15 protein-coding genes, 2 tRNA genes, 1 rRNA gene and 2 riboswitches are annotated in these 20,422 nt (G+C 42.0%); of the genes, 14 read left to right on the forward strand and 4 right to left on the reverse strand.

What is annotated here, in order from left to right:
* Positions 1–18 precede the first annotated feature (18 nt).
* Complete coding sequence (locus AC0VYO_RS01500) at positions 19–198, forward strand: twin-arginine translocase TatA/TatE family subunit (protein ID WP_475366327.1); 180 nt, start codon at positions 19–21, stop codon at positions 196–198.
* A gap of 20 nt (positions 199–218) precedes the next feature.
* Positions 219–986 (forward strand): twin-arginine translocase subunit TatC, encoded by a 768-nt coding sequence (gene tatC / locus AC0VYO_RS01505; RefSeq protein WP_194222481.1) that lies wholly within the window; start codon positions 219–221, stop codon positions 984–986.
* A gap of 29 nt (positions 987–1,015) precedes the next feature.
* On the opposite strand, the gene AC0VYO_RS01510 is transcribed toward tatC, so the two are convergent.
* Positions 1,016–1,240, reverse strand: a complete 225-nt coding sequence (locus AC0VYO_RS01510) for a YdiK family protein (RefSeq protein ID WP_430243538.1) — start codon at positions 1,238–1,240, stop codon at positions 1,016–1,018.
* Positions 1,237–1,947: a lysostaphin resistance A-like protein gene (locus AC0VYO_RS01515; protein WP_475368303.1), complete on the reverse strand. Its 711-nt coding sequence runs from the start codon at positions 1,945–1,947 to the stop codon at positions 1,237–1,239. Before AC0VYO_RS01515 ends, AC0VYO_RS01510 begins: the two co-directional genes overlap by 4 nt.
* Before the next feature lie 338 nt (positions 1,948–2,285).
* On the opposite strand from AC0VYO_RS01515, the gene groES reads away from it, so the two are divergent.
* From groES to AC0VYO_RS01535, 4 genes are all read left to right on the forward strand, one after another.
* Positions 2,286–2,573, forward strand: a complete 288-nt coding sequence (gene groES, locus AC0VYO_RS01520) for a co-chaperone GroES (protein WP_048313430.1) — start codon at positions 2,286–2,288, stop codon at positions 2,571–2,573.
* A 43-nt stretch (positions 2,574–2,616) separates the two neighbouring features.
* Positions 2,617–4,260, forward strand: coding sequence for a chaperonin GroEL (gene groL, locus AC0VYO_RS01525; protein WP_194222478.1), 1,644 nt, complete (start codon positions 2,617–2,619; stop codon positions 4,258–4,260).
* A gap of 208 nt (positions 4,261–4,468) precedes the next feature.
* The gene (locus tag AC0VYO_RS01530; RefSeq protein ID WP_475368304.1) at positions 4,469–5,734 is read left to right on the forward strand and encodes an MFS transporter; all 1,266 of its coding nucleotides are present in this window, start codon (positions 4,469–4,471) and stop codon (positions 5,732–5,734) included.
* 144 nt (positions 5,735–5,878) lie between these two features.
* Complete coding sequence (locus tag AC0VYO_RS01535) at positions 5,879–7,909, forward strand: catalase (RefSeq protein ID WP_475366369.1); 2,031 nt, start codon at positions 5,879–5,881, stop codon at positions 7,907–7,909.
* A gap of 67 nt (positions 7,910–7,976) precedes the next feature.
* On the opposite strand, the gene AC0VYO_RS01540 is transcribed toward AC0VYO_RS01535, so the two are convergent.
* Together AC0VYO_RS01540 and fdhA are read right to left on the reverse strand one after the other, a co-directional pair.
* The gene (locus tag AC0VYO_RS01540) at positions 7,977–8,330 is read right to left on the reverse strand and encodes a DUF488 domain-containing protein (RefSeq protein WP_283153163.1); all 354 of its coding nucleotides are present in this window, start codon (positions 8,328–8,330) and stop codon (positions 7,977–7,979) included.
* Positions 8,331–8,425: 95 nt separating this feature from the next.
* Positions 8,426–9,643, reverse strand: a complete 1,218-nt coding sequence (fdhA, locus tag AC0VYO_RS01545) for a formaldehyde dehydrogenase, glutathione-independent (protein WP_475366370.1) — start codon at positions 9,641–9,643, stop codon at positions 8,426–8,428.
* Between the two features lie 360 nt (positions 9,644–10,003).
* On the opposite strand from fdhA, the gene AC0VYO_RS01550 reads away from it, so the two are divergent.
* The 8 genes from AC0VYO_RS01550 to AC0VYO_RS01585 all read left to right on the forward strand — a co-directional run bounded on the left by AC0VYO_RS01550 (position 10,004) and on the right by AC0VYO_RS01585 (position 20,413).
* On the forward strand, positions 10,004–10,978 hold the full coding sequence (locus AC0VYO_RS01550; protein WP_475368305.1) for an AAA family ATPase: 975 nt from the start codon (positions 10,004–10,006) through the stop codon (positions 10,976–10,978).
* A complete protein-coding gene (locus tag AC0VYO_RS01555; protein WP_475366372.1) occupies positions 10,975–12,225 on the forward strand; it encodes a DUF58 domain-containing protein in 1,251 nt (416 codons plus the stop codon). Before AC0VYO_RS01550 ends, AC0VYO_RS01555 begins: the two co-directional genes overlap by 4 nt.
* Positions 12,212–14,383: a transglutaminase TgpA family protein gene (locus tag AC0VYO_RS01560; RefSeq protein WP_475366373.1), complete on the forward strand. Its 2,172-nt coding sequence runs from the start codon at positions 12,212–12,214 to the stop codon at positions 14,381–14,383. Before AC0VYO_RS01555 ends, AC0VYO_RS01560 begins: the two co-directional genes overlap by 14 nt.
* Before the next feature lie 37 nt (positions 14,384–14,420).
* A riboswitch (purine riboswitch) is annotated at positions 14,421–14,522 on the forward strand.
* 151 nt (positions 14,523–14,673) lie between these two features.
* Entirely contained in the window at positions 14,674–16,212 is a 1,539-nt protein-coding gene (gene guaA, locus AC0VYO_RS01565; protein WP_475366374.1) for a glutamine-hydrolyzing GMP synthase, read from the forward strand.
* 85 nt (positions 16,213–16,297) lie between these two features.
* Positions 16,298–16,399, forward strand: a riboswitch (purine riboswitch).
* A 184-nt stretch (positions 16,400–16,583) separates the two neighbouring features.
* A complete protein-coding gene (locus AC0VYO_RS01570; RefSeq protein WP_194222465.1) occupies positions 16,584–17,879 on the forward strand; it encodes an NCS2 family permease in 1,296 nt (431 codons plus the stop codon).
* Between the two features lie 643 nt (positions 17,880–18,522).
* Positions 18,523–20,074 (forward strand): 16S ribosomal RNA (locus AC0VYO_RS01575).
* A gap of 175 nt (positions 20,075–20,249) precedes the next feature.
* A tRNA-Ile gene (locus AC0VYO_RS01580) sits at positions 20,250–20,326 on the forward strand.
* Positions 20,327–20,337: 11 nt separating this feature from the next.
* Positions 20,338–20,413, forward strand: a tRNA-Ala gene (locus AC0VYO_RS01585).
* Positions 20,414–20,422 lie beyond the last annotated feature (9 nt).

Consider the following 20,422-nt stretch of genomic DNA (forward strand, 5'->3'; position numbering starts at 1 on the left):
GTTAAGGAGGTGACACGCATGGGAATGGGTGGCGCAAGTATCGCTTTAGTTGCTGTGGTTGCTTTAATTATTTTTGGACCTAAGAAATTACCTGAGCTTGGTAAAGCTGCAGGAAATACGCTTCGTGAATTTAAAAATGCAACAAAAGGTTTAGCGGATGATGATGAACCAAACGAAAAGAAAAATAACGACAAGTAATCGGTTAGGACGGATAGTGAATGGAGGATCAGAAGCAATCCATCTATGATCATTTAGAAGAATTAAGAAAACGGATTATTATTACAGTCGTTTTCTTAATTCTTTCCTTTATTGCGGGGCTGTTTCTGGCTAAGCCAGTCATTGTGTTCTTGCAACATGCTCCTGAAGCGCAGGGTATACCGATGAACGCGTTTCATCTGACTGACCCATTGAAAGTGTATTTCAGCTTCGCTTTTTTAATTGCTTTTATTATGACATCTCCACTGGCGCTTTATCAGCTGTGGGCATTTATTTCACCAGGATTATTTGAACACGAACGGAAAGTGACACTATCGTATATTCCCGCAGTGTTTATTTTGTTTCTTGGTGGTGTATCCTTTTCCTACTTTGTTTTATTTCCTTTTGTCATCGATTTTGTAGGGAATCTTGCTCAAAGTCTTAACATTCAAGAAATGTATGGAGCGAATCAATATTTCAGCTTTTTGTTTCAATTAACGCTCCCATTTGGGTTTGTTTTTCAGTTGCCAGTCATCGTTCTTTTCTTTACAAGGCTTGGTATGTTAAATCCAGCTATGCTTGTACAGATTCGAAAGTATGCCTATTTTGTCCTTCTTGTTATAGCGGGGATGATTACACCACCTGAAATCATTTCACATCTTATGGTTACAGTACCGCTGTTACTTCTGTATGAATTTAGTATCATTGTGTCACGATATGGCTACCGTAAAAGATTGCAGGCTGAAGCAAAACGGATCCTTGAGGAAGCTCAGGAAGAGAGCAATAATTAAATGCAAATAAAAAGCGATAGGGGAAGCCCCTATCGCTTTTCGTTATCATCTTTTTTCTTTAGTTCCGTTATCCTTCTTTTCAAGACGAAGAAACGAATAGCATAAACAAAATCTACCGTAGCGAGAACCATCAGCAGAATGGTATAAAAACTCCATATTTCCCCGTTACTACTAGCGCTTTGAATCGCCAGGTAGGTGAAGAGGGAGCCAAGTCCCAAGTAGAAAAAACCCATTACAATTGGTGAAAGTTTCATGAAAAGAGTCCTCCAATAAACGATTGCATCTCGTTCAGCTGCTTTTCCATCTCCATAATATCATCAGCAAAATAGACGTTAATTAATACAACAAAAGTATTCATCGTCATATGAGCAATGATTGGTACAATCAGACGCTTCGTTTTTACATAAAGAAAGGCGAAGGTGAGTCCCATTGCTGTATAAATAAGAATATGAGAAAAGTCAAAATGAATCGCTGCAAAAATAACAGAGCTGAGTATGCCGGCAATCCAAAAATTAAATCGTTTGTATAACGAACCGAAAATAACTTTTCGGAAAACAATTTCCTCAAGAATTGGTCCGATAATTGATGTCACAATAATAAAAACAGGTGCCGCTTTTGCGACTTCTATCAGCATTTCTGTGTTTTCAGAACCAGGATCAATCCCAAATACGTTCATTTCGATCATTGCAGCAATAATTTGGGAAGCATAAGCCATGAATACGCCTAGAATGCTCCATCCAACCGCCTGACCAGGAGAGACGCGCGTTGAGCGTTCAAAAGGGACGTCCGGAGTGGAACGGAGAAGAAATAGCATGATAATCAGTGCTGTCAGAAAACTAAAGACAGACCAAGTGACGACTGGATCAGGGATGTTTAATTCCTGAAGTAGGGGAACGCCTACTAATCCTGAGAGCTGCATTACAATATAAGTAATCAATATAGTCCAATAATGTTTGGCCAAGAAGCATAACTCCTTTTAATGGTTTGCATGCCGTAAATGGCATTTTGCATACTCGTATTAGTTTAACACACTTTCTTAAGGGAATGCCGTTCATAAGACTTCGTATAACTGGTTTATATAGCCATATCGAATATAATCGAAAAACAGGCCATAAGTCTTATCAGTTTATGTCACATAGTGACGAGTAAAGGAGAAAAGAAAAAACTGAAAAAAAAATCAACTTAAGTACTTGCAAAAGAATAGTGAATTATTTATTATATACATGTGTTAGCACTCGATGATGGTGAGTGCTAAAAAACGAATCAAACCATAATTTCCATCTGAGGAGGGTGTTTGAGTTGTTAAAGCCTTTAGGTGATCGAGTAGTCATCGAACCAATTCAATTAGAAGAAAAAACGTCTAGTGGGATCGTACTTCCAGATTCTGCGAAAGAAAAGCCACAGGAAGGTCGCGTCGTGTCTGTAGGTAGCGGTGCACTAACTGATGGTGGAGAGCGTGTAGCTCTTGAAGTATCAGAAGGCGACGCTGTTATTTACAGTAAGTATGCTGGTACTGAAGTAAAGTATGACGGTAAAGAGTATTTGATTCTTCGTGAGAACGATATTCTTGCAGTCGTAGGCAAGTAAAAACAAAAATAAAAAATACTACATACATTTAGGAGGGTAACAAATGGCAAAAGATATTAAGTTCAGTGAAGAAGCCCGTCGCGCAATGCTTCGCGGTGTTGATTCTCTTGCGAACGCAGTTAAAGTTACACTCGGACCAAAAGGACGTAACGTTGTCCTCGAGAAGAAATTCGGATCTCCACTTATCACAAATGATGGTGTAACGATCGCGAAAGAAATCGAGCTTGAAGATGCATTCGAAAACATGGGTGCAAAGCTTGTCGCTGAAGTAGCTAGCAAAACAAATGACGTTGCCGGTGACGGTACAACAACTGCAACCGTTCTTGCGCAAGCTATGGTACGTGAAGGTCTTAAAAACGTAGCATCTGGTGCGAACCCAATGGTTATCCGTAAAGGAATTGAGAAAGCAACTAGAGCTGCTGTTGAAGAACTTAAAAACATTTCTAAGCCAATCGAAGGCAAAGAGTCAATCGCACAAGTTGCGTCAATCTCTGCTGCTGACGAAGAAGTAGGTCAATTGATCGCTGAAGCAATGGAGCGCGTTGGTAACGACGGCGTTATCACTGTTGAAGAATCAAAAGGATTTGCTACTGAGCTAGAAGTAGTAGAAGGTATGCAGTTCGATCGTGGATATGCATCTCCTTACATGGTTACAGACTCCGACAAAATGGAAGCTGTTCTAGAAGATCCTTATATCCTTATCACTGATAAGAAAATTGCAAGCATCCAAGATGTTCTTCCAGTGCTTGAGCAAGTGGTTCAACAAGGTAAACCACTTCTTATGATTGCTGAAGACGTTGAAGGTGAAGCACTTGCAACACTCGTTGTGAACAAGCTTCGTGGAACATTTAACGCAGTAGCAGTTAAAGCTCCTGGCTTCGGTGACCGTCGTAAAGCAATGCTTGAAGACATCGGTACACTTACTGGCGCTGAAGTGATTACAGAAGATCTTGGTCTTGATCTTAAACAAGCGAACATGACTCAGCTTGGTCGCGCTTCTAAAGTTGTTGTAACGAAAGAAAATACAACAATCGTTGAAGGCTCTGGCGAAACTGATAAAATTGCTGGTCGCGTAAACCAAATCAAAGCTCAGCTAGAAGAAACAACTTCTGAGTTCGATAAAGAAAAGCTTCAGGAACGTCTTGCTAAGCTTGCTGGCGGCGTAGCTGTCATCAAAGTTGGTGCGGCAACTGAAACTGAATTGAAAGAGCGTAAACTTCGCATTGAAGATGCTCTTAACTCAACTCGCGCAGCGGTTGAAGAAGGAATCGTATCCGGTGGTGGTACAGCGCTAGTGAACGTCGTTAAGGCTGTTCAAGCTGTAGAAGCTTCTGGAGATGAAGCAACTGGCGTTAAGATTGTTCTTCGTGCACTAGAAGAGCCAATCCGTCAGATCTCTCACAACGCTGGTCTTGAAGGATCTGTTGTGGTTGAGCGCCTTAAAGGCGAGAAAATCGGTATTGGCTTTAACGCTCTTACTGGTGAGTGGGTAAACATGGTTGACGCTGGTATCGTTGACCCTACAAAAGTAACTCGTTCTGCTCTACAAAATGCAGCATCCGTATCTGCTATGATTCTTACTACAGAAGCAGTAATCGCAGATAAGCCTGAAGAAAATGCAGGCGGCGGTGGCATGCCTGATATGGGCGGCATGGGTGGAATGGGCGGTATGGGCGGCATGATGTAATTCATGCTCCCCTTCCGTCCGGTATTTCCGGATTGAAGTTCAAAAGCATTCTCTTGGTGATGAGCCAAGAGGATGCTTTTTGTTTTGTTCCAAAAGGGATTTTTTTCTAAATCAGTCTTAAGACGGAGTACTTATCAAACTGAGGGTCATCGTCTAGCTTTCTATGATTCGCTACACTTAAAGTATCAAAACAGCAGGGGTGTTAGTAATGGCGATGAAAGAAAATGTTATGGAAAGAATGCCGGATGTAAAAGCAGACAAGATTGACTCCATATTTAAAAATAAAAATTTCCTTCTTTTATGGGCGGCAGCGTTTTTATCAAGCTTTGGCATTTCCTTCTTTCTTTTTGCTGAGAGCTGGTACGTGGTGAATGTTTTAAATCTTGAAGCTTCACTCGGACTCATTTACATTGCTTCAAGTATTCCAAGACTAGTATTTATGGTGATAAGTGGCACGGTAGCGGATCGCATGAGTAAGACGAAGATCATGTTCTTATCTGATTTTTCAAGAGGGGTCCTTCTTAGTGGTTTAGTACTCTGGTTTATATTTGGAGATATCACTCTTTGGACATTTGTTGGAGTTGCCTTCTTCTTTGGAATTTTAGATGCTTTTTTCTGGGCAGCAGAGAGCGCTGTGATCCCATCGATTATTCGAAAAGAAAATCTGACTCGAGGCAATTCAATTATTCAAATGACTAACCAGGCATCGTTTATTATTGCACCTATGCTCGCAGGATTACTTATTGCTTTTGGAAGCTATGAAATCGTCTTCGCTGTAACAGCGCTAATGCTTTTTCTTGGAAGCGTATTGATTTATTTGATGAAAATCCCAAAACAAGAAGCAGAACAGAATCATCAAGACCAAACTTTTTTTGAAACTTTTAAAGAAGGTCTTCTCTATGTGAAAGAATCTAGGATTCTGGTGGTAGTTGTACTAACAACGGTCTTTATGAATCTATTTCTCGTTGGACCACTTTCCATGGGGCTACCTCTTTTTGTGAAAACAGTCTTAAATGGAGATGCATTTGCTTTCAGTTTAATGGAAGCCGGGGCGGCGATTGGAATGTTAATTGGGGCAGTAGTAATCGGTATTCTTAATCTAATGAAAGGACGAGGAAAAGTAGCTTTGCTTGCGTTAATCATTTCTGGTTGTGCTTTTATAGGTCTGAGTTTCTCGACGGAGCTATGGGTAAGTATTGTCATGCTGGTTATTTTTGGGGTGTGTCTTTCTGGAAGTAACATCCCTTTATTTTCTGCAATTCAGTCATTGATCCAAGAGAAAGTGCTAGGGCGAGTAATGGGTTTGCTGTCTTTAGCTTCAATGGGGCTTATTCCTGTTAGCTATGCGATGACTTCCCTTCTTCTCTCAGCAGGTATTGGCATTCAACATATCATGTCAGGCGGTGCGTTTCTAGTTGTGCTGTATGCTTGCTTCGTCTATGTGAAATATCATGAATTGAGAAATGTAGATTAATGCGAGTATGGTTTTATAGACCAATCAGATTGAATAATCGAGCATAGTAAAGAATAGCTAATAATCTAAAATATGGTTTGATCTTACTTTATTAGGGGAACCTTCCTATATAAGATTTTACATATATTAGCGGGAGGTATTACTGTGAGTGAAGACAATAAGAAAAAAGAACAACTAGAACAATATAGCACAAATGATAAAGGGAAAATGACGACAAATCAGGGCCTGAAAGTTTCGGAAGATGAATTTTCCCTTAAAGCCGGTGAACGCGGACCGACATTGATGGAAGATTTTCATTTCAGAGAAAAAATGACGCATTTCGACCATGAGCGTATCCCTGAACGTGTCGTACACGCAAGAGGATTTTCCGCTCATGGTGAATTTGAAGTATATGATTCATTGGAAGAGTATACGGATGCAGAATTCTTAAAAGATCCTTCCAGAAAAACGCCAGTATTTGTTCGATTTTCAACGGTGGCAGGTTCAAAAGGTTCTTCTGAAACGGTTCGAGATGTGAGAGGATTCTCAACGCGGTTCTATACAGATGAAGGGAACTACGATTTAGTTGGGAATAACATTCCAGTCTTTTTCATTCAGGATGCCATTAAATTCCCTGACTTAATTCATGCGGTCAAACCTGAACCTCATAACGGTATGCCGCAAGCTGCCTCTGCTCATGATACGTTCTGGGACTTTATTGCTAACAATCAAGAATCAGCACACATGGCGCTATGGGCAATGTCAGACAGAGCGATCCCTCGAAGCCTACGTATGATGGAAGGTTTTGGCGTTCATACATTCCGGTTTGTGAATGCAAAAGGAGAAGCGCGGTTTATTAAGTTTCACTGGAAACCAAAGTTGGGCGTACACTCGCTCGTGTGGGATGAAGCGCAAAAAATCTCAGGCAAAGATGCTGATTTCCACCGCGGAGACTTATATGAGTCCATTGAAAATGGCGACTATCCTGAGTGGGAACTAGGCGTGCAAATTATCAAAGAAGAAGATGAATTTAACTTTGACTTTGATGTTCTTGATCCAACTAAGATTTGGCCAGAAGAAGATATCCCTGTAAAAATCGTTGGGAAAATGACATTAAACCGAAATGTCGAGAACGTATTTGCTGAAAACGAACAGGTTGCTTTTCATCCTGGTAATGTCGTAAAAGGCATCGACTTTTCCAATGACCCGCTACTTCAAGGGCGCTTGTTCTCTTATACAGATACACAAATCAATCGTTTCGGAAGTGCAAATTATCATGAATTGCCGATTAATCGACCTGTTTGCCCGTTCTTTAACAATCAGCGTGATGGCTTTATGCGTCAAACAATTAACAAAGGTCAAGTAAGCTATCACAAAAATTCTCTTGCAGATAATCAGCCAGAACCAGCTACAGAAGAAGAGGGTGGCTATGTTCATTATCAGGAGAAAGTAGAAGGTCATAAGGTTCGCGCACGCAGTGAAAGTTTTAAAGACCATTTCTCTCAAGCGGTTCTTTTCTATAACAGCATGAGTGATGTGGAGAAAGAACATATCAAGAATGCCTTTAGCTTTGAGCTCGGCAAGCTAAAGAGTAAGTCAGTTCAGCAACAAGTGGTCGATATGCTTTCGAATATCAACCTTGACCTTGCTCAAACCGTTGCTCAGAATGTTGGAGCTAAAGAACCTACAAAAGGTGGATCAGATATCACGAAGACATCACCTGCGCTTAGCCAACTAAATACAACATTTACTGCGGATACTAGAAAAGTAGGTGTCATTGTAGACGATGGATTTAATGGAGAAGAACTCATACAAGTGCTTAATGAGCTTAAAGAAAAAGGCATTAAGCCTGAGCTCATTAGTGACAAACGTGGTGTGAAAAAAGCCACTGACGGAGCCGAGGCTGAAATTGATCATACGTTCCTTACAAGCGAATCCGTTTTATTTGATGCTATTTATGCGGTTGGTGGAAATCAGGAAAGCAAAGGATTCTATCAATCCGCTAATTACTTTATCAATGAAGCATTCTCACACTTTAAACCGATCGGTGGAACGCATGAAGGGATGAAGTGGCTAGAGAATAACGACTTAGTAGGTCAACCAGGAGTAGTCACTGGTAAAGATATGAATACATTCGTGAAAGAGTTCAGTGAAGCTATTGCAACGCATCGTCACTGGGATCGTGAGCTAGTATAATGGAATAGAATGAAGGAAGAGAGGATTAGATCCTCTCTTTTTTAGTGGAATAAGTGAAAATCCTTGTTCAACCTTCAATTATTTCTTTTAACACTACCGCATGATTATGCTCCATATCCTTTGCCCCAAATAAAAGAACAAGTCTTTCGTTTGTAGCCATTTTCTTTAGTTCTTGTAATTTCGTCTGTGCCGTCTTACTTCCATTGATTTCTTCTTGATATGCTTTCTTAAAGTCTTCAAACTTATCAGGATCATGATCAAACCATTTTCGTAACGAAGAACTTGGTGCGATTTCCTTCATCCATTCATTTAATTTGGCTTTTTCTTTTGAAATGCCTCTCGGCCATACGCGGTCAATTAGAATACGATTCCCTTCAAGCGGGTAATCTTCTCCATAAATTCGTCTAAGAATAACTGACATTTAAACCACCTTCCGGATTTATTGGCTTCGTATTAGTAGTATATAACTTAAAAAAAGAAGCCAATCCTAGCGATAAGGATTGGCTTCTTTTTGATTTACCTTCTTAACATCCCATGTGGATCAATGACAAACTTTTTTGATACACCACTATCAAACTCATTATACCCTTGAGGAGCTTCATCAAGACTGATAACGGTTGCATTTACAGCTTTCGCGATATCCGCTTTTCCATTTAAAATCGCCATCATTAATTGACGGTGATACTGCATGACAGGTGTTTGTCCTGTAACAAAATGGTGGGCTTTTGACCAGCCAAGTCCAAATCTTACTTTAAGTGAGCCTTCCTTGGCATCTTTGTCATCTGCTCCAGGGTCCTCTGTTACATATAACCCTGGAATCCCCATCTTTCCTCCAGCTTCTACAACATCCATCATCGTATTTAGCACTATTGCCGGCTGCTCTTCGTTATCTGTTCCATGACCATAAGCTTCGAAACCAACTGCATCGATCGCACAATCCACTTCAGGTATACCGAGTATTTGTTCGATTTGTTCGCCAGGATCGTTGTGTTCTTTGAGATTAATCGTTTCACACCCGAAACTCCGTGCTTGAGCGAGACGTTCTTCTTTTAAATCGCCAACGATCACAACAGCAGCACCAAGTAACTGAGCAGAATGGGCTGCAGCGAGTCCAACTGGTCCTGCTCCAGCGACATACACAGTGGACCCTGTCGTTACTCCTGCACTAATCGCTCCGTGGTAGCCGGTAGGAAAAATATCCGATAGCATCGTTAAGTCGAGGATTTTCTCCATCGCTTTCTCTTTATCGGGAAAGGCTAGTAATTGAAAGTCTGCATAAGGAACCATCACATATTCGGACTGGCCACCAACCCAGCCGCCCATATCAACGTATCCGTAAGCTGCGCCCGGACGTTCAGGGTTTACGTTTTGACAAATATGGGTGTCCTGACGCTTACACATTTTGCATCGACCGCAAGCAACATTGAATGGAACAGAGACAATATCTCCTTTTTTAATGAATTCAACATCTCGTCCAACCTCAATCACTTCTCCGGTAATTTCATGGCCGAGAACTAAACCAGAAGGAGCAGTTGTGCGACCGCGCACCATATGCTGATCGCTCCCGCATATATTCGTCACGATATTCTTCAAGATTACTCCATGTTCACATTTACGGCCGACATTACTCTTGGGAACGCCTGGACCCTCACGAAGAACTAAATCCGGATAGCTAATATCCTGAACTTCTACACGACCTGCACCTGTATAAACGACACCGCGATTACCTACCATTTAATTTCCTCCTTTTCGTTTTAGACGAGTGGGACGAGAGGCATAGCGTAATCTTATGTACTCACCTCATTATAATGGTTTGAAGATTCAGGATTCTTTTGGTGTTTTCATCTGAAAATTGTATTCCCTTTTTCATCCAGTATGAAACGATTTGCGATGTAGCTAGTCATATCTTTATTTGGATCAATAATGAAATTATAGGAAAACTCGCTTCTTATTAACGTGCCTAAAGTATTTTTTGTTACAATAAGGTTATGAGTATTCAGACATTTACTCTTGCTAATTTGTTGGAAAATTGATAGGTAAAGAGACCTGTTTTTAAAATAAAAATTTTGAGAATGACTATTGGAGGAATCAGCTATGAGTTCATCGTACCAATTTGATGCGTACCACCCGGCTGTCAAACAAGTGATTGAAAATATTGAGAAAGTGATGGTCGGTAAGCGAGACGTAACAGAATTAAGCCTTGTAGCATTGCTTGCTGGAAGTCACGTTCTTCTGGAGGATGTGCCGGGTGTTGGTAAAACGATGATGGTTCGTGCTCTTGCAAAATCAGTAGGTGCAAAGTTTAATCGAATTCAATTCACACCAGACTTACTCCCGTCTGATTTAACAGGTGTATCCATTTTTAATCAACGTGAGATGAAATTCGAATTTCGTAAAGGACCGTTATTAGGCAATATTATTTTGGCAGATGAAATTAACAGAACGTCACCTAAAACACAATCGGCTCTTCTAGAAGGAATGGAAGAGGGGAATGTAACGGTTGATGGAGAAACGCACATTCTTCCACAGCCGTTTTTTGTTATGGCGACTCAGAATCCGATCGAATACGAGGGAACGTATCCTCTGCCGGAAGCTCAACTTGATCGCTTCTTATTGAAATTACGAATGGGCTATCCATCTCCTGAAGAAGAACTTGAAGTATTGAATCGTACGGAACACGCGCATCCAATTGACTCGATTGGGAAGGCCCTTGAGCTGGAAGACCTTCTTGAGATGCAGAAAAAGGTGAAAGCTGTGTTTGTTGAAGGGTCTGTTAAACAATACATTATCGATATCGTGAGTAGAACGAGAAATAACTCATCTATTTATCTTGGAGCTAGTCCACGCGGGTCACTCTCACTAATGAAAGCGTGTCAGGCGTATGCGTTCATGCGCAATCGCGATTATGTACTACCTGACGATGTGAAATTCTTAGCTCCTTTTGTATTATCCCATCGCATCATTCTTAAATCAGAGGCTGCGTTTGAAGGACAGAAGCCTGAGGAGATTATTAAGGAGATTCTTCATCGTGTAAGAGTTCCTCTTCAAAAGGAAGAGAAAGTGAAATGAGAGAGAAGCTAGCGAATAACAGAGTGTTAAAGTTTTTCTTTTTAGCACTGCTTTTCCTGATTACTTTTTCGTATGCGATGTTTCAGGGAGGTTTTGTGAGCTGGTTCTTGTTCTATAGTTTTTTACCTTTCGTTATCTATTCTATCCTTCTTATTTTCTATCCCTTGAGCGCAATCAAGATGACGCGATTGATCAGTCATACAGAATTAACAGATGGACAGGAGTTAACTGTTACGATCCAGATAGAGCGGAAAAGTCACTTTCCTCTTTTTTATTTAGTTGTTGAAGATATGCTTCCTGATCGGTTAGCTCCGTTTGCTAGAGAAGCCTCCTCAAGGTATCAAAAACGTTCACTTGCCTTGCTTCTTCCCATGTTCAAAAAAGAGTTAACTTATCGGTATACCATCAAGCCAATTCCGAGAGGAGAATACCATTTTAAGAAACTACGCTGTCGAACGGGGGACCTCTTTGGATTCGTCCAACATGAGAATATGATAGAGAACGATCAAGCGGTTTATGTTCTACCGCAATATCAAGAAATATCATGGTCTCCCTATAATCAGCAGCTCTCTGGGACGAGACCTTCTCCACGTAAAGCAGATTTAGATTATTCTACGGCAGTTAGTGTTCGAGATTATGTACCAGGAGATAAATTGTCATGGATTGATTGGAAAGCAACCGCGCGAGGTTCGAAACTATTAACCAAGCAATTTGAACAACAAATTAGCCAGGATTATATGGTCTTCCTCGATCGAGAGACCGATCACTATGGTCGTGTAGATTCACCTTTATTCGAGAAGGGTGTAAGACTAGCTGCTTCCGTGACAAACGCTGCTTTAAAGCAGAATGCGATGATCGGTCTTGTTTCCTCAGGAAAAGATCATTCTGTTCTGAATATTAATGGTGGAAGAGCACAACGAAGGAGAGTATTTCATCATCTCGCACGAGTTCAAGCTAACGGGATAACAACGTTTGATACAGTTGTTAAAAGAGAGGCTCATCATTTCCCTGCTGGAACAGGTGTTATGATCATTAGTCCTTCGCTTGATGGGGCATTCACTTCTACGTTAAAAGAGCTTGTTGCACGAAAGGTTCAAGTGGAATTCTTTTATGTCACTGAGCACATTACGTTAGCGCAACAGGCTGAGCTTAATCAGCTTACTCTATACGGTGTTAAAGCACACGTGATTGTGGGAGATTCGTTTAATGAGGAAATAAAAGGGGGTGGGAAGCGTGCAACAAGGTAATGAAAAAACAGATTGGCTTTACGCGCTTCTCCTCTATGGATTGGGTTTTCTTCTGTTCTGGGAATGGCTACGACCTCTTTCGATCATTTCAGATACAGGTCAAACAGAAATTTTTATTCTGTTTACGGCATTTTTATTTTTGCTATCTTATTTTCAGCTACCTTTTTGGCTATCTTTCCCGATTAAAGGAGTGGCGTTAGTATATGCTCTACATGCCATGTTTTTTCCGGGACCGTTCTTTGAATTTCTGTGGGTAGATTACTTTCTATCAGACTTTTCACAGAATGTCGGTTTTCTATTTGATGGTAGTTTTGATCGTTTGTCAAATGTATTTCGAACCTTCTTGTTTTTCATATTGCTATGGCTTATAAGTTATTTAATGCAATACTGGTTAATTCAAACAAGACGGATTTTCTTATTTCTATTAGTGACGATCGTTTACATTTCGGTTATTGATACCTTTACAACTTATCAAGCGGATAATGCGATTATTCGTATTGTGATCATTGGTTTTGTATTACTAGGTCTTCTTCAAATTCTGCGAATTCAAGAACAAGAGGGAGTTATTTTTTCAAAGGGTCGCTTCCCAGTCTATTGGCTTATGCCACTAGTTGTTGTTATTGCTTTTTCTTCTATATTCGGTTATATCGCTCCGAAGGCTGATCCGCAATGGCCGGATCCGGTACCTTTCCTGAAGAAAACGACTGGAGATGGTGACGGCGCAGGGAGAAATGGCAACGGAATTAGTAAGATTGGATACGGAGAAGATGACTCACAACTTGGCGGCCCTTTCGTCATGGACGACACTCCTGTTTTTACTGCACAAATTAAAGATAGAGGGTACTGGCGTGTTGAAACGAAAGATGTGTATACCGGCAAAGGCTGGGAATCTTCCGTACAAGATCGAGTTATTTTTGAAGGTAGCACAGAAACATTATTTGAAGATGGTGTTGAGTTAGAAGCCTTTGATATGAAGATGAATATGACTGGGAATGAGAAGTTTGATTTTATTGTCCATCCAGGACAAGTAACAAACATCGAAACGGGAGCAGAAGTTCAACTACTTGAAAATCCTCTGACTGGAAAAGTGTTTACACAAAATCTTGGCGAGTCTATTGTGCTTGATAATTATAATTTAGATTACGAATCCCCTACCTTTTCTGAAAAGATGTTACGAGAAGCACCAGTTAACTATTCAGATCGGTTGGCAAATACGTACCTTCAATTACCGGAATCTCTTCCTGAGAGAGTCAGTGATCTTGCTGAAGAAATTACGGTAGAAGAAGAAAATCCTTATGATAAGGCGAGGGCGATCGAAAATTACTTCGTAGGGAATGGTTTTGTATATGAAACAATGGACGTTGCCGTTCCTGGGGATAATGATGATTATGTCGATCAATTTCTTTTTGAAACGCAGCTAGGTTATTGCGATAATTTCTCTAGTTCGATGACCGTTCTTTTAAGAAGTCTCGGGATTCCAGCAAGATGGGTCAAAGGATTTACCGAGGGAGAATTTGTGGCAGCTGCTGGAGACTATCGAGAGTATGAAGTAACAAATAACAACGCACACTCGTGGGTTGAGGCATACTTCCCGGAAGTGGGGTGGGTTCCTTTTGAACCAACTCGAGGCTTCACTAACCAGGCTGATTTTGTTAGCGATTATAGTGATGATGAAGCGACAAATTCTGAAGCACCTGATCCTGCACAAACTGAAGAAGAGCAGGCGCAGCAGCAGGAACAAACACCAGAGGAACAGGCATCATCAGGTTCATCATCTGTATCGTTTGAATGGACAGTGTGGTATACCGTTGTGCTTGTGCTTATTCTGTTGTTACTTGGATACGTCGTATTTAAGAATTATAAGAAATGGTTGAAGCGGTTGGTTATTTCAAGGTATAAGAAACGAGATGACGGAAAGGTGCTATCTGAAGCGTATTTTCGACTGCTATGGTTGTTAGACTTACATGGCATTAAGCGAGGGGAAAATCAGACTTTGCGGGAATATGCTGTTCAAGTTGACAGCAAGCTTCAAACAGAGGATATGAAGGAATTAACACGTCGCTACGAAGAAAATTACTATCGTGGAAAAGCGAACAGTGATGGTTGGGATGAAATGAAGGAATTATGGGAAAATTTAATTAAAAAGATGCAATCTTGACCGCTGTATAGACGGTTGATAGAATGAATCCATAGTTTGAACAACAAGTTGTAACCTTCGTATATCCCTGGGAATAAGGCCCAGAAGTCTCTACCGGATCACCGTAAATGATCTGACTATGAAGGCAGATACTCCTAGTATAAGCCAGGATTCTGCCTTTGTACCATGGCAGGGTTCTGGCTTTTTTTATATGACCTTGGATGAAAGAGATCGAAAAGCTTGTTAATCCCCTGTTTTTCGATTCGATTTCGGCAATGCTACTAGAGACTAAATAGAAGTGAGGGAATTAGATGTTAGAAGAACAGGAATCCATTATTGTCCTCGATTTCGGTGGACAGTACAATCAACTAATTGCTAGACGTATTCGTGACCTTGGTGTGTTTAGTGAATTGCACCCGAACACGATTACTGCTGAAGAAGTAAAGAAAATTAATCCAAAGGGAATTATCTTCTCAGGTGGTCCGAACAGCGTATATGGTGAAGACGCGCCGCGCTGCGATGAAGAAATTTTCGAGCTTGGCATTCCGGTTCTTGGCATCTGTTACGGCATGCAGCTAATGACACATCACTTTGGTGGAAGTGTAGAAGCGGCGAAACACCGTGAGTATGGTAAGGCGATGCTGACAATCAAGGACAAATCCCCATTATATGATGGTCTACCAGAAGAACAATCTGTATGGATGAGTCACGGTGATCTTGTTAAAGCTCCACCTGAAGGATTTGAAGTGGCCGCAACAAACCCATCTTGTCCAGTTGCGGCAATGAGCGATGCTTCTCGCCACCTATATGGCGTTCAGTTCCACCCGGAAGTTCGTCACACTGAGCACGGCAATGAACTATTGAAAAACTTTGTTTATAAAGTGTGTGAGTGTGATGGTAACTGGTCAATGGAAAACTTCATCGATGAGCAAATTAATGAAATCCGTGAAGCCGTTGGGCAAAAAAAAGTTCTATGCGCCCTTAGTGGTGGAGTTGACTCTTCTGTAGTTGCCGCCCTCATTCATAGAGCCATCGGTGACCAGCTAACATGTATGTTTGTCGATCATGGTCTTCTTCGCAAAGGCGAAGCAGACAGCGTAATGAAAACATTTGGTGAAGGCTTCGATATGAATTTGATCAAAATTGACGCTGCTGATCGTTTTCTTACAAAGCTTAAAGGTGTAACTGATCCAGAGAAGAAACGAAAAATCATTGGTAACGAGTTTATCTATGTTTTTGAGGAAGAGTCTGAAAAGCTTGAAGACATGTCCTTCTTAGCACAAGGAACACTTTACACAGATATCGTTGAGAGTGGAACAGCGACTGCTCAAACCATCAAGTCCCACCACAACGTAGGCGGTCTGCCTGAAGATATGAAGCTCGATTTGATTGAGCCCTTAAATATGCTTTTCAAAGATGAAGTTCGTAAAGTAGGTACAGAGCTTGGTCTTCCAGACGAAATTGTATGGAGACAGCCGTTCCCGGGGCCGGGTCTTGGTATCCGTGTGATCGGAGAAGTGACAGAAGAAAAGTTAAAAGTTGTACGTGAATCTGACGCGATTCTTCGTGACGAAATTAAAAAAGCAGGGCTTGATCGTGATATCTGGCAATATTTCACCGCGCTTCCTGATTTCCGTAGTGTTGGTGTTATGGGTGATGCGAGAACGTATGACTACACAATTGGTGTTCGTGCTGTAACATCAATCGATGGCATGACATCTGACTGGGCGCGTATCCCATTTGAAGTCCTTGAGGTTATCTCTACAAGAATTGTTAACGAAGTGGATCACGTTAACCGCGTTGTGTATGACATTACTTCTAAGCCGCCCGCTACAATTGAGTGGGAGTAAACACGAACGAAATATAAATAAATAGATAAAATGTTCGTGTTTTGTATTGACGGCTTGTGAGAAAGCTGATACACTACAAAAGTAAATAAATAGAACGACCATCCATCGTATAACATCGGGAATAAGGCCCGAAAGTCTCTACCAGGTTACCGTAAATAACCTGACTACGAAGGAAATAGAGAAAGTATTGAAACGTCTTGCTCATGTAGCGACTCGTGGAGAACCTTCTCTTTTCCTATTAGTCCGCTCCGGGTAGAGAACCCGGAGCTTTTTTCTTTTTATGAATAGTTAACCTAAATGAATCAAGAATAAAGAAAGGTTACTAAACCGTTAGAATGATGGATGAAGGGGAATAAGGGGGACTTAAAGAAATGGATCGTTTTTTTCGTTTTCATGAGCATAATACAACATATAGAAAAGAAACTATTGCTGGATTAACGACGTTCTTATCAATGGCTTACATTCTATTTGTGAATCCGGCTGTTTTGGCCGATGCAGGGATGGATCAAGGAGCTGTCTTTACTGCCACAGCACTTGCTGCTGCGCTCGGTACATTAATTATGGGTGTTCTAGCGGGATATCCAATCGCTCTGGCGCCAGGAATGGGATTGAATGCGTTCTTTACCTATTCTGTTGTCACCGTTATGGGCGTACCGTGGGAAACAGCACTTGCAGGGGTACTTGTTTCAGGAATTATCTTTATTATTATTACCATTTTTAAAATTAGAGAAATGATCATCAACGCGATTCCGATGGAATTAAAATACGCGGCAGCGAGCGGGATTGGACTTTTTATAGCATTTATCGGTCTTCAAAGCGCAGGAATTGTTCAAAACAATGATTCTACACTTGTTCAACTAGGTAATCTTCTCGCAGGTCCGACGTTACTTGCAGTCTTCGGATTAATTATTACTGTTATCTTAATGGTTCGTAACGTAACTGGCGGTATTTTCTACGGAATGGTGATTACAGCCATCGTAGGTATGATCTTTAACCAGGTGCCGATTCCAAGCGGGATTGTGGGTAGCGTACCAAGTCTTGAACCAACGTTCGGCGTTGCTTTAGGTCATCTTGGTGATTTGTTTACAATTGACATGCTTGTCGTTGTTCTCACGTTCTTATTCGTCGATTTCTTCGACACAGCGGGTACTTTAATAGCTGTTGCGACGCAGGCAGGCATAATGAAAGACAACAAACTTCCAAGAGCAGGGAAAGCATTGTTTGCTGATTCATCTGCAACTGTTCTTGGCGCTGTACTTGGTACGTCAACAACGACAGCCTACATTGAATCTTCATCAGGAGTAGCGGCAGGTGGTCGAACTGGTTTTACATCTGTTGTAACAGCAGGATTTTTCTTGTTAGCACTATTCTTCTCTCCGTTACTAGCAGTGGTCACACCTTCAGTTACAGCACCAGTCTTGATTATAGTCGGTGTCCTGATGGTGAGCGTACTCGGTAACATTGAGTGGAAACGATTTGAGATTGCGGTTCCAGCATTCTTAACAATTGTTGCAATGCCATTAACATACAGTATTGCAACAGGGATTGCGTTAGGATTTGTAATGTACCCGATCACTATGGTCGTAAAAGGTGAGGGGAAAAATATTCATCCAATCATGTATGGTTTGTTCTTTGTATTTATCGCATATTTCGTGTTTTTAGCATAGTTCGTTTTGGAGCAGTCGAGAAATCGGCTGCTTTTTGTTATGTAGTGATACTCTTCGGTTTGTTCCATTATTAAGGTGAGATCAAGTTTCGTAACCGAAGTGAGAGGGTACTTTTCTGTTGCTTAAGTAGAGTGAGGCGAGGAAATTCATTTTGTTAGTTAAAAGGTTAATTAAACGTTTGTTTAACCTTAAACATAGTTCTTCTTAATCTCCGTTAAAAAAGAAGCTTCATTATAGGGGATCAATTAGACGTGAATATCTACTAATATTAATGTGTCTCTCTAAGCAAGCTATGTCATATTGATTTAATTAATTTGAAAAATACTATTGACCATATCATTCTTTACTGATAAAGTAGAGAACGTTGTTAAGAAAACAACAACAAACGCATGAAAAAAAGTGATTGACATCATTTTGCACTTCATGTATTATAAATAACGTTGCCGCTAAAACAAGCAGGTAACACTAAATAAAACATTTCAAATTAGTTGTTGACATCAAACGAAACAACATGCTATATTAGTTGGGTCGCTGAAAACGACAACGAAAGAAATAAATCGATCTTTGAAAACTGAACGAAACGCCATGTAAGTAGTTGTTTCTACGGAAACAAAACATTGTTTTAAAAGCTAGATTGAGCTTTCTATCGGAGAGTTTGATCCTGGCTCAGGACGAACGCTGGCGGCGTGCCTAATACATGCAAGTCGAGCGAAGAGATGGGAGCTTGCTCCCTGATCTTAGCGGCGGACGGGTGAGTAACACGTGGGCAACCTGCCCTGCAGACTGGGATAACTCCGGGAAACCGGAGCTAATACCGGGTAATACATCGCACCGCATGGTGCAATGTTGAAAGTTGGCTTTCGAGCTAACACTGCAGGATGGGCCCGCGGCGCATTAGCTAGTTGGTAAGGTAATGGCTTACCAAGGCGACGATGCGTAGCCGACCTGAGAGGGTGATCGGCCACACTGGGACTGAGACACGGCCCAGACTCCTACGGGAGGCAGCAGTAGGGAATCTTCCGCAATGGACGAAAGTCTGACGGAGCAACGCCGCGTGAGTGACGAAGGCCTTCGGGTCGTAAAGCTCTGTTGTTAGGGAAGAACAAGTACCGTTCGAATAGGGCGGTACCTTGACGGTACCTAACCAGAAAGCCACGGCTAACTACGTGCCAGCAGCCGCGGTAATACGTAGGTGGCAAGCGTTGTCCGGAATTATTGGGCGTAAAGCGCGCGCAGGCGGTCTTTTAAGTCTGATGTGAAAGCCCACGGCTCAACCGTGGAGGGTCATTGGAAACTGGAGGACTTGAGTGCAGAAGAGGAGAGTGGAATTCCACGTGTAGCGGTGAAATGCGTAGATATGTGGAGGAACACCAGTGGCGAAGGCGGCTCTCTGGTCTGTAACTGACGCTGAGGCGCGAAAGCGTGGGGAGCAAACAGGATTAGATACCCTGGTAGTCCACGCCGTAAACGATGAGTGCTAGGTGTTGGGGGGTTCCACCCTCAGTGCTGAAGTTAACACATTAAGCACTCCGCCTGGGGAGTACGACCGCAAGGTTGAAACTCAAAGGAATTGACGGGGGCCCGCACAAGCAGTGGAGCATGTGGTTTAATTCGAAGCAACGCGAAGAACCTTACCAGGTCTTGACATCCTCTGACAATCCTGGAGACAGGACGTTCCCCTTCGGGGGACAGAGTGACAGGTGGTGCATGGTTGTCGTCAGCTCGTGTCGTGAGATGTTGGGTTAAGTCCCGCAACGAGCGCAACCCTTGATCTTAGTTGCCAGCATTTAGTTGGGCACTCTAAGGTGACTGCCGGTGACAAACCGGAGGAAGGTGGGGATGACGTCAAATCATCATGCCCCTTATGACCTGGGCTACACACGTGCTACAATGGACGGTACAAAGGGCAGCAACACCGCGAGGTGAAGCGAATCCCATAAAGCCGTTCTCAGTTCGGATTGCAGGCTGCAACTCGCCTGCATGAAGCCGGAATTGCTAGTAATCGCGGATCAGCATGCCGCGGTGAATACGTTCCCGGGCCTTGTACACACCGCCCGTCACACCACGAGAGTTTGTAACACCCGAAGTCGGTGGGGTAACCTTTATGGAGCCAGCCGCCGAAGGTGGGACAAATGATTGGGGTGAAGTCGTAACAAGGTAGCCGTATCGGAAGGTGCGGCTGGATCACCTCCTTTCTATGGAGAATTACGAAGGTAACTTACGTTACCAACCTTACATGAGCGTTTCGTTTAGTTTTGAAAGAATGATTTACTTCTTTCAACTGAAAAGGTAAGTTTTGAAGAAGAGCAAGTCTCTTTTAAGAAACACCTCCGGCTAATGGCTATGTCGGGGTATTTACTTTTCTTTTGTGGGCCTGTAGCTCAGCTGGTTAGAGCGCACGCCTGATAAGCGTGAGGTCGGTGGTTCGAGTCCACTCAGGCCCACCATAAAAGATCCTGGGGCCTTAGCTCAGCTGGGAGAGCGCCTGCCTTGCACGCAGGAGGTCAGCGGTTCGATCCCGCTAGGCTCCACCAACACATCTA

The organism is Anaerobacillus sp. 63XJN7_4_ISO-PGPR-S23-413, assembly GCF_056173725.1.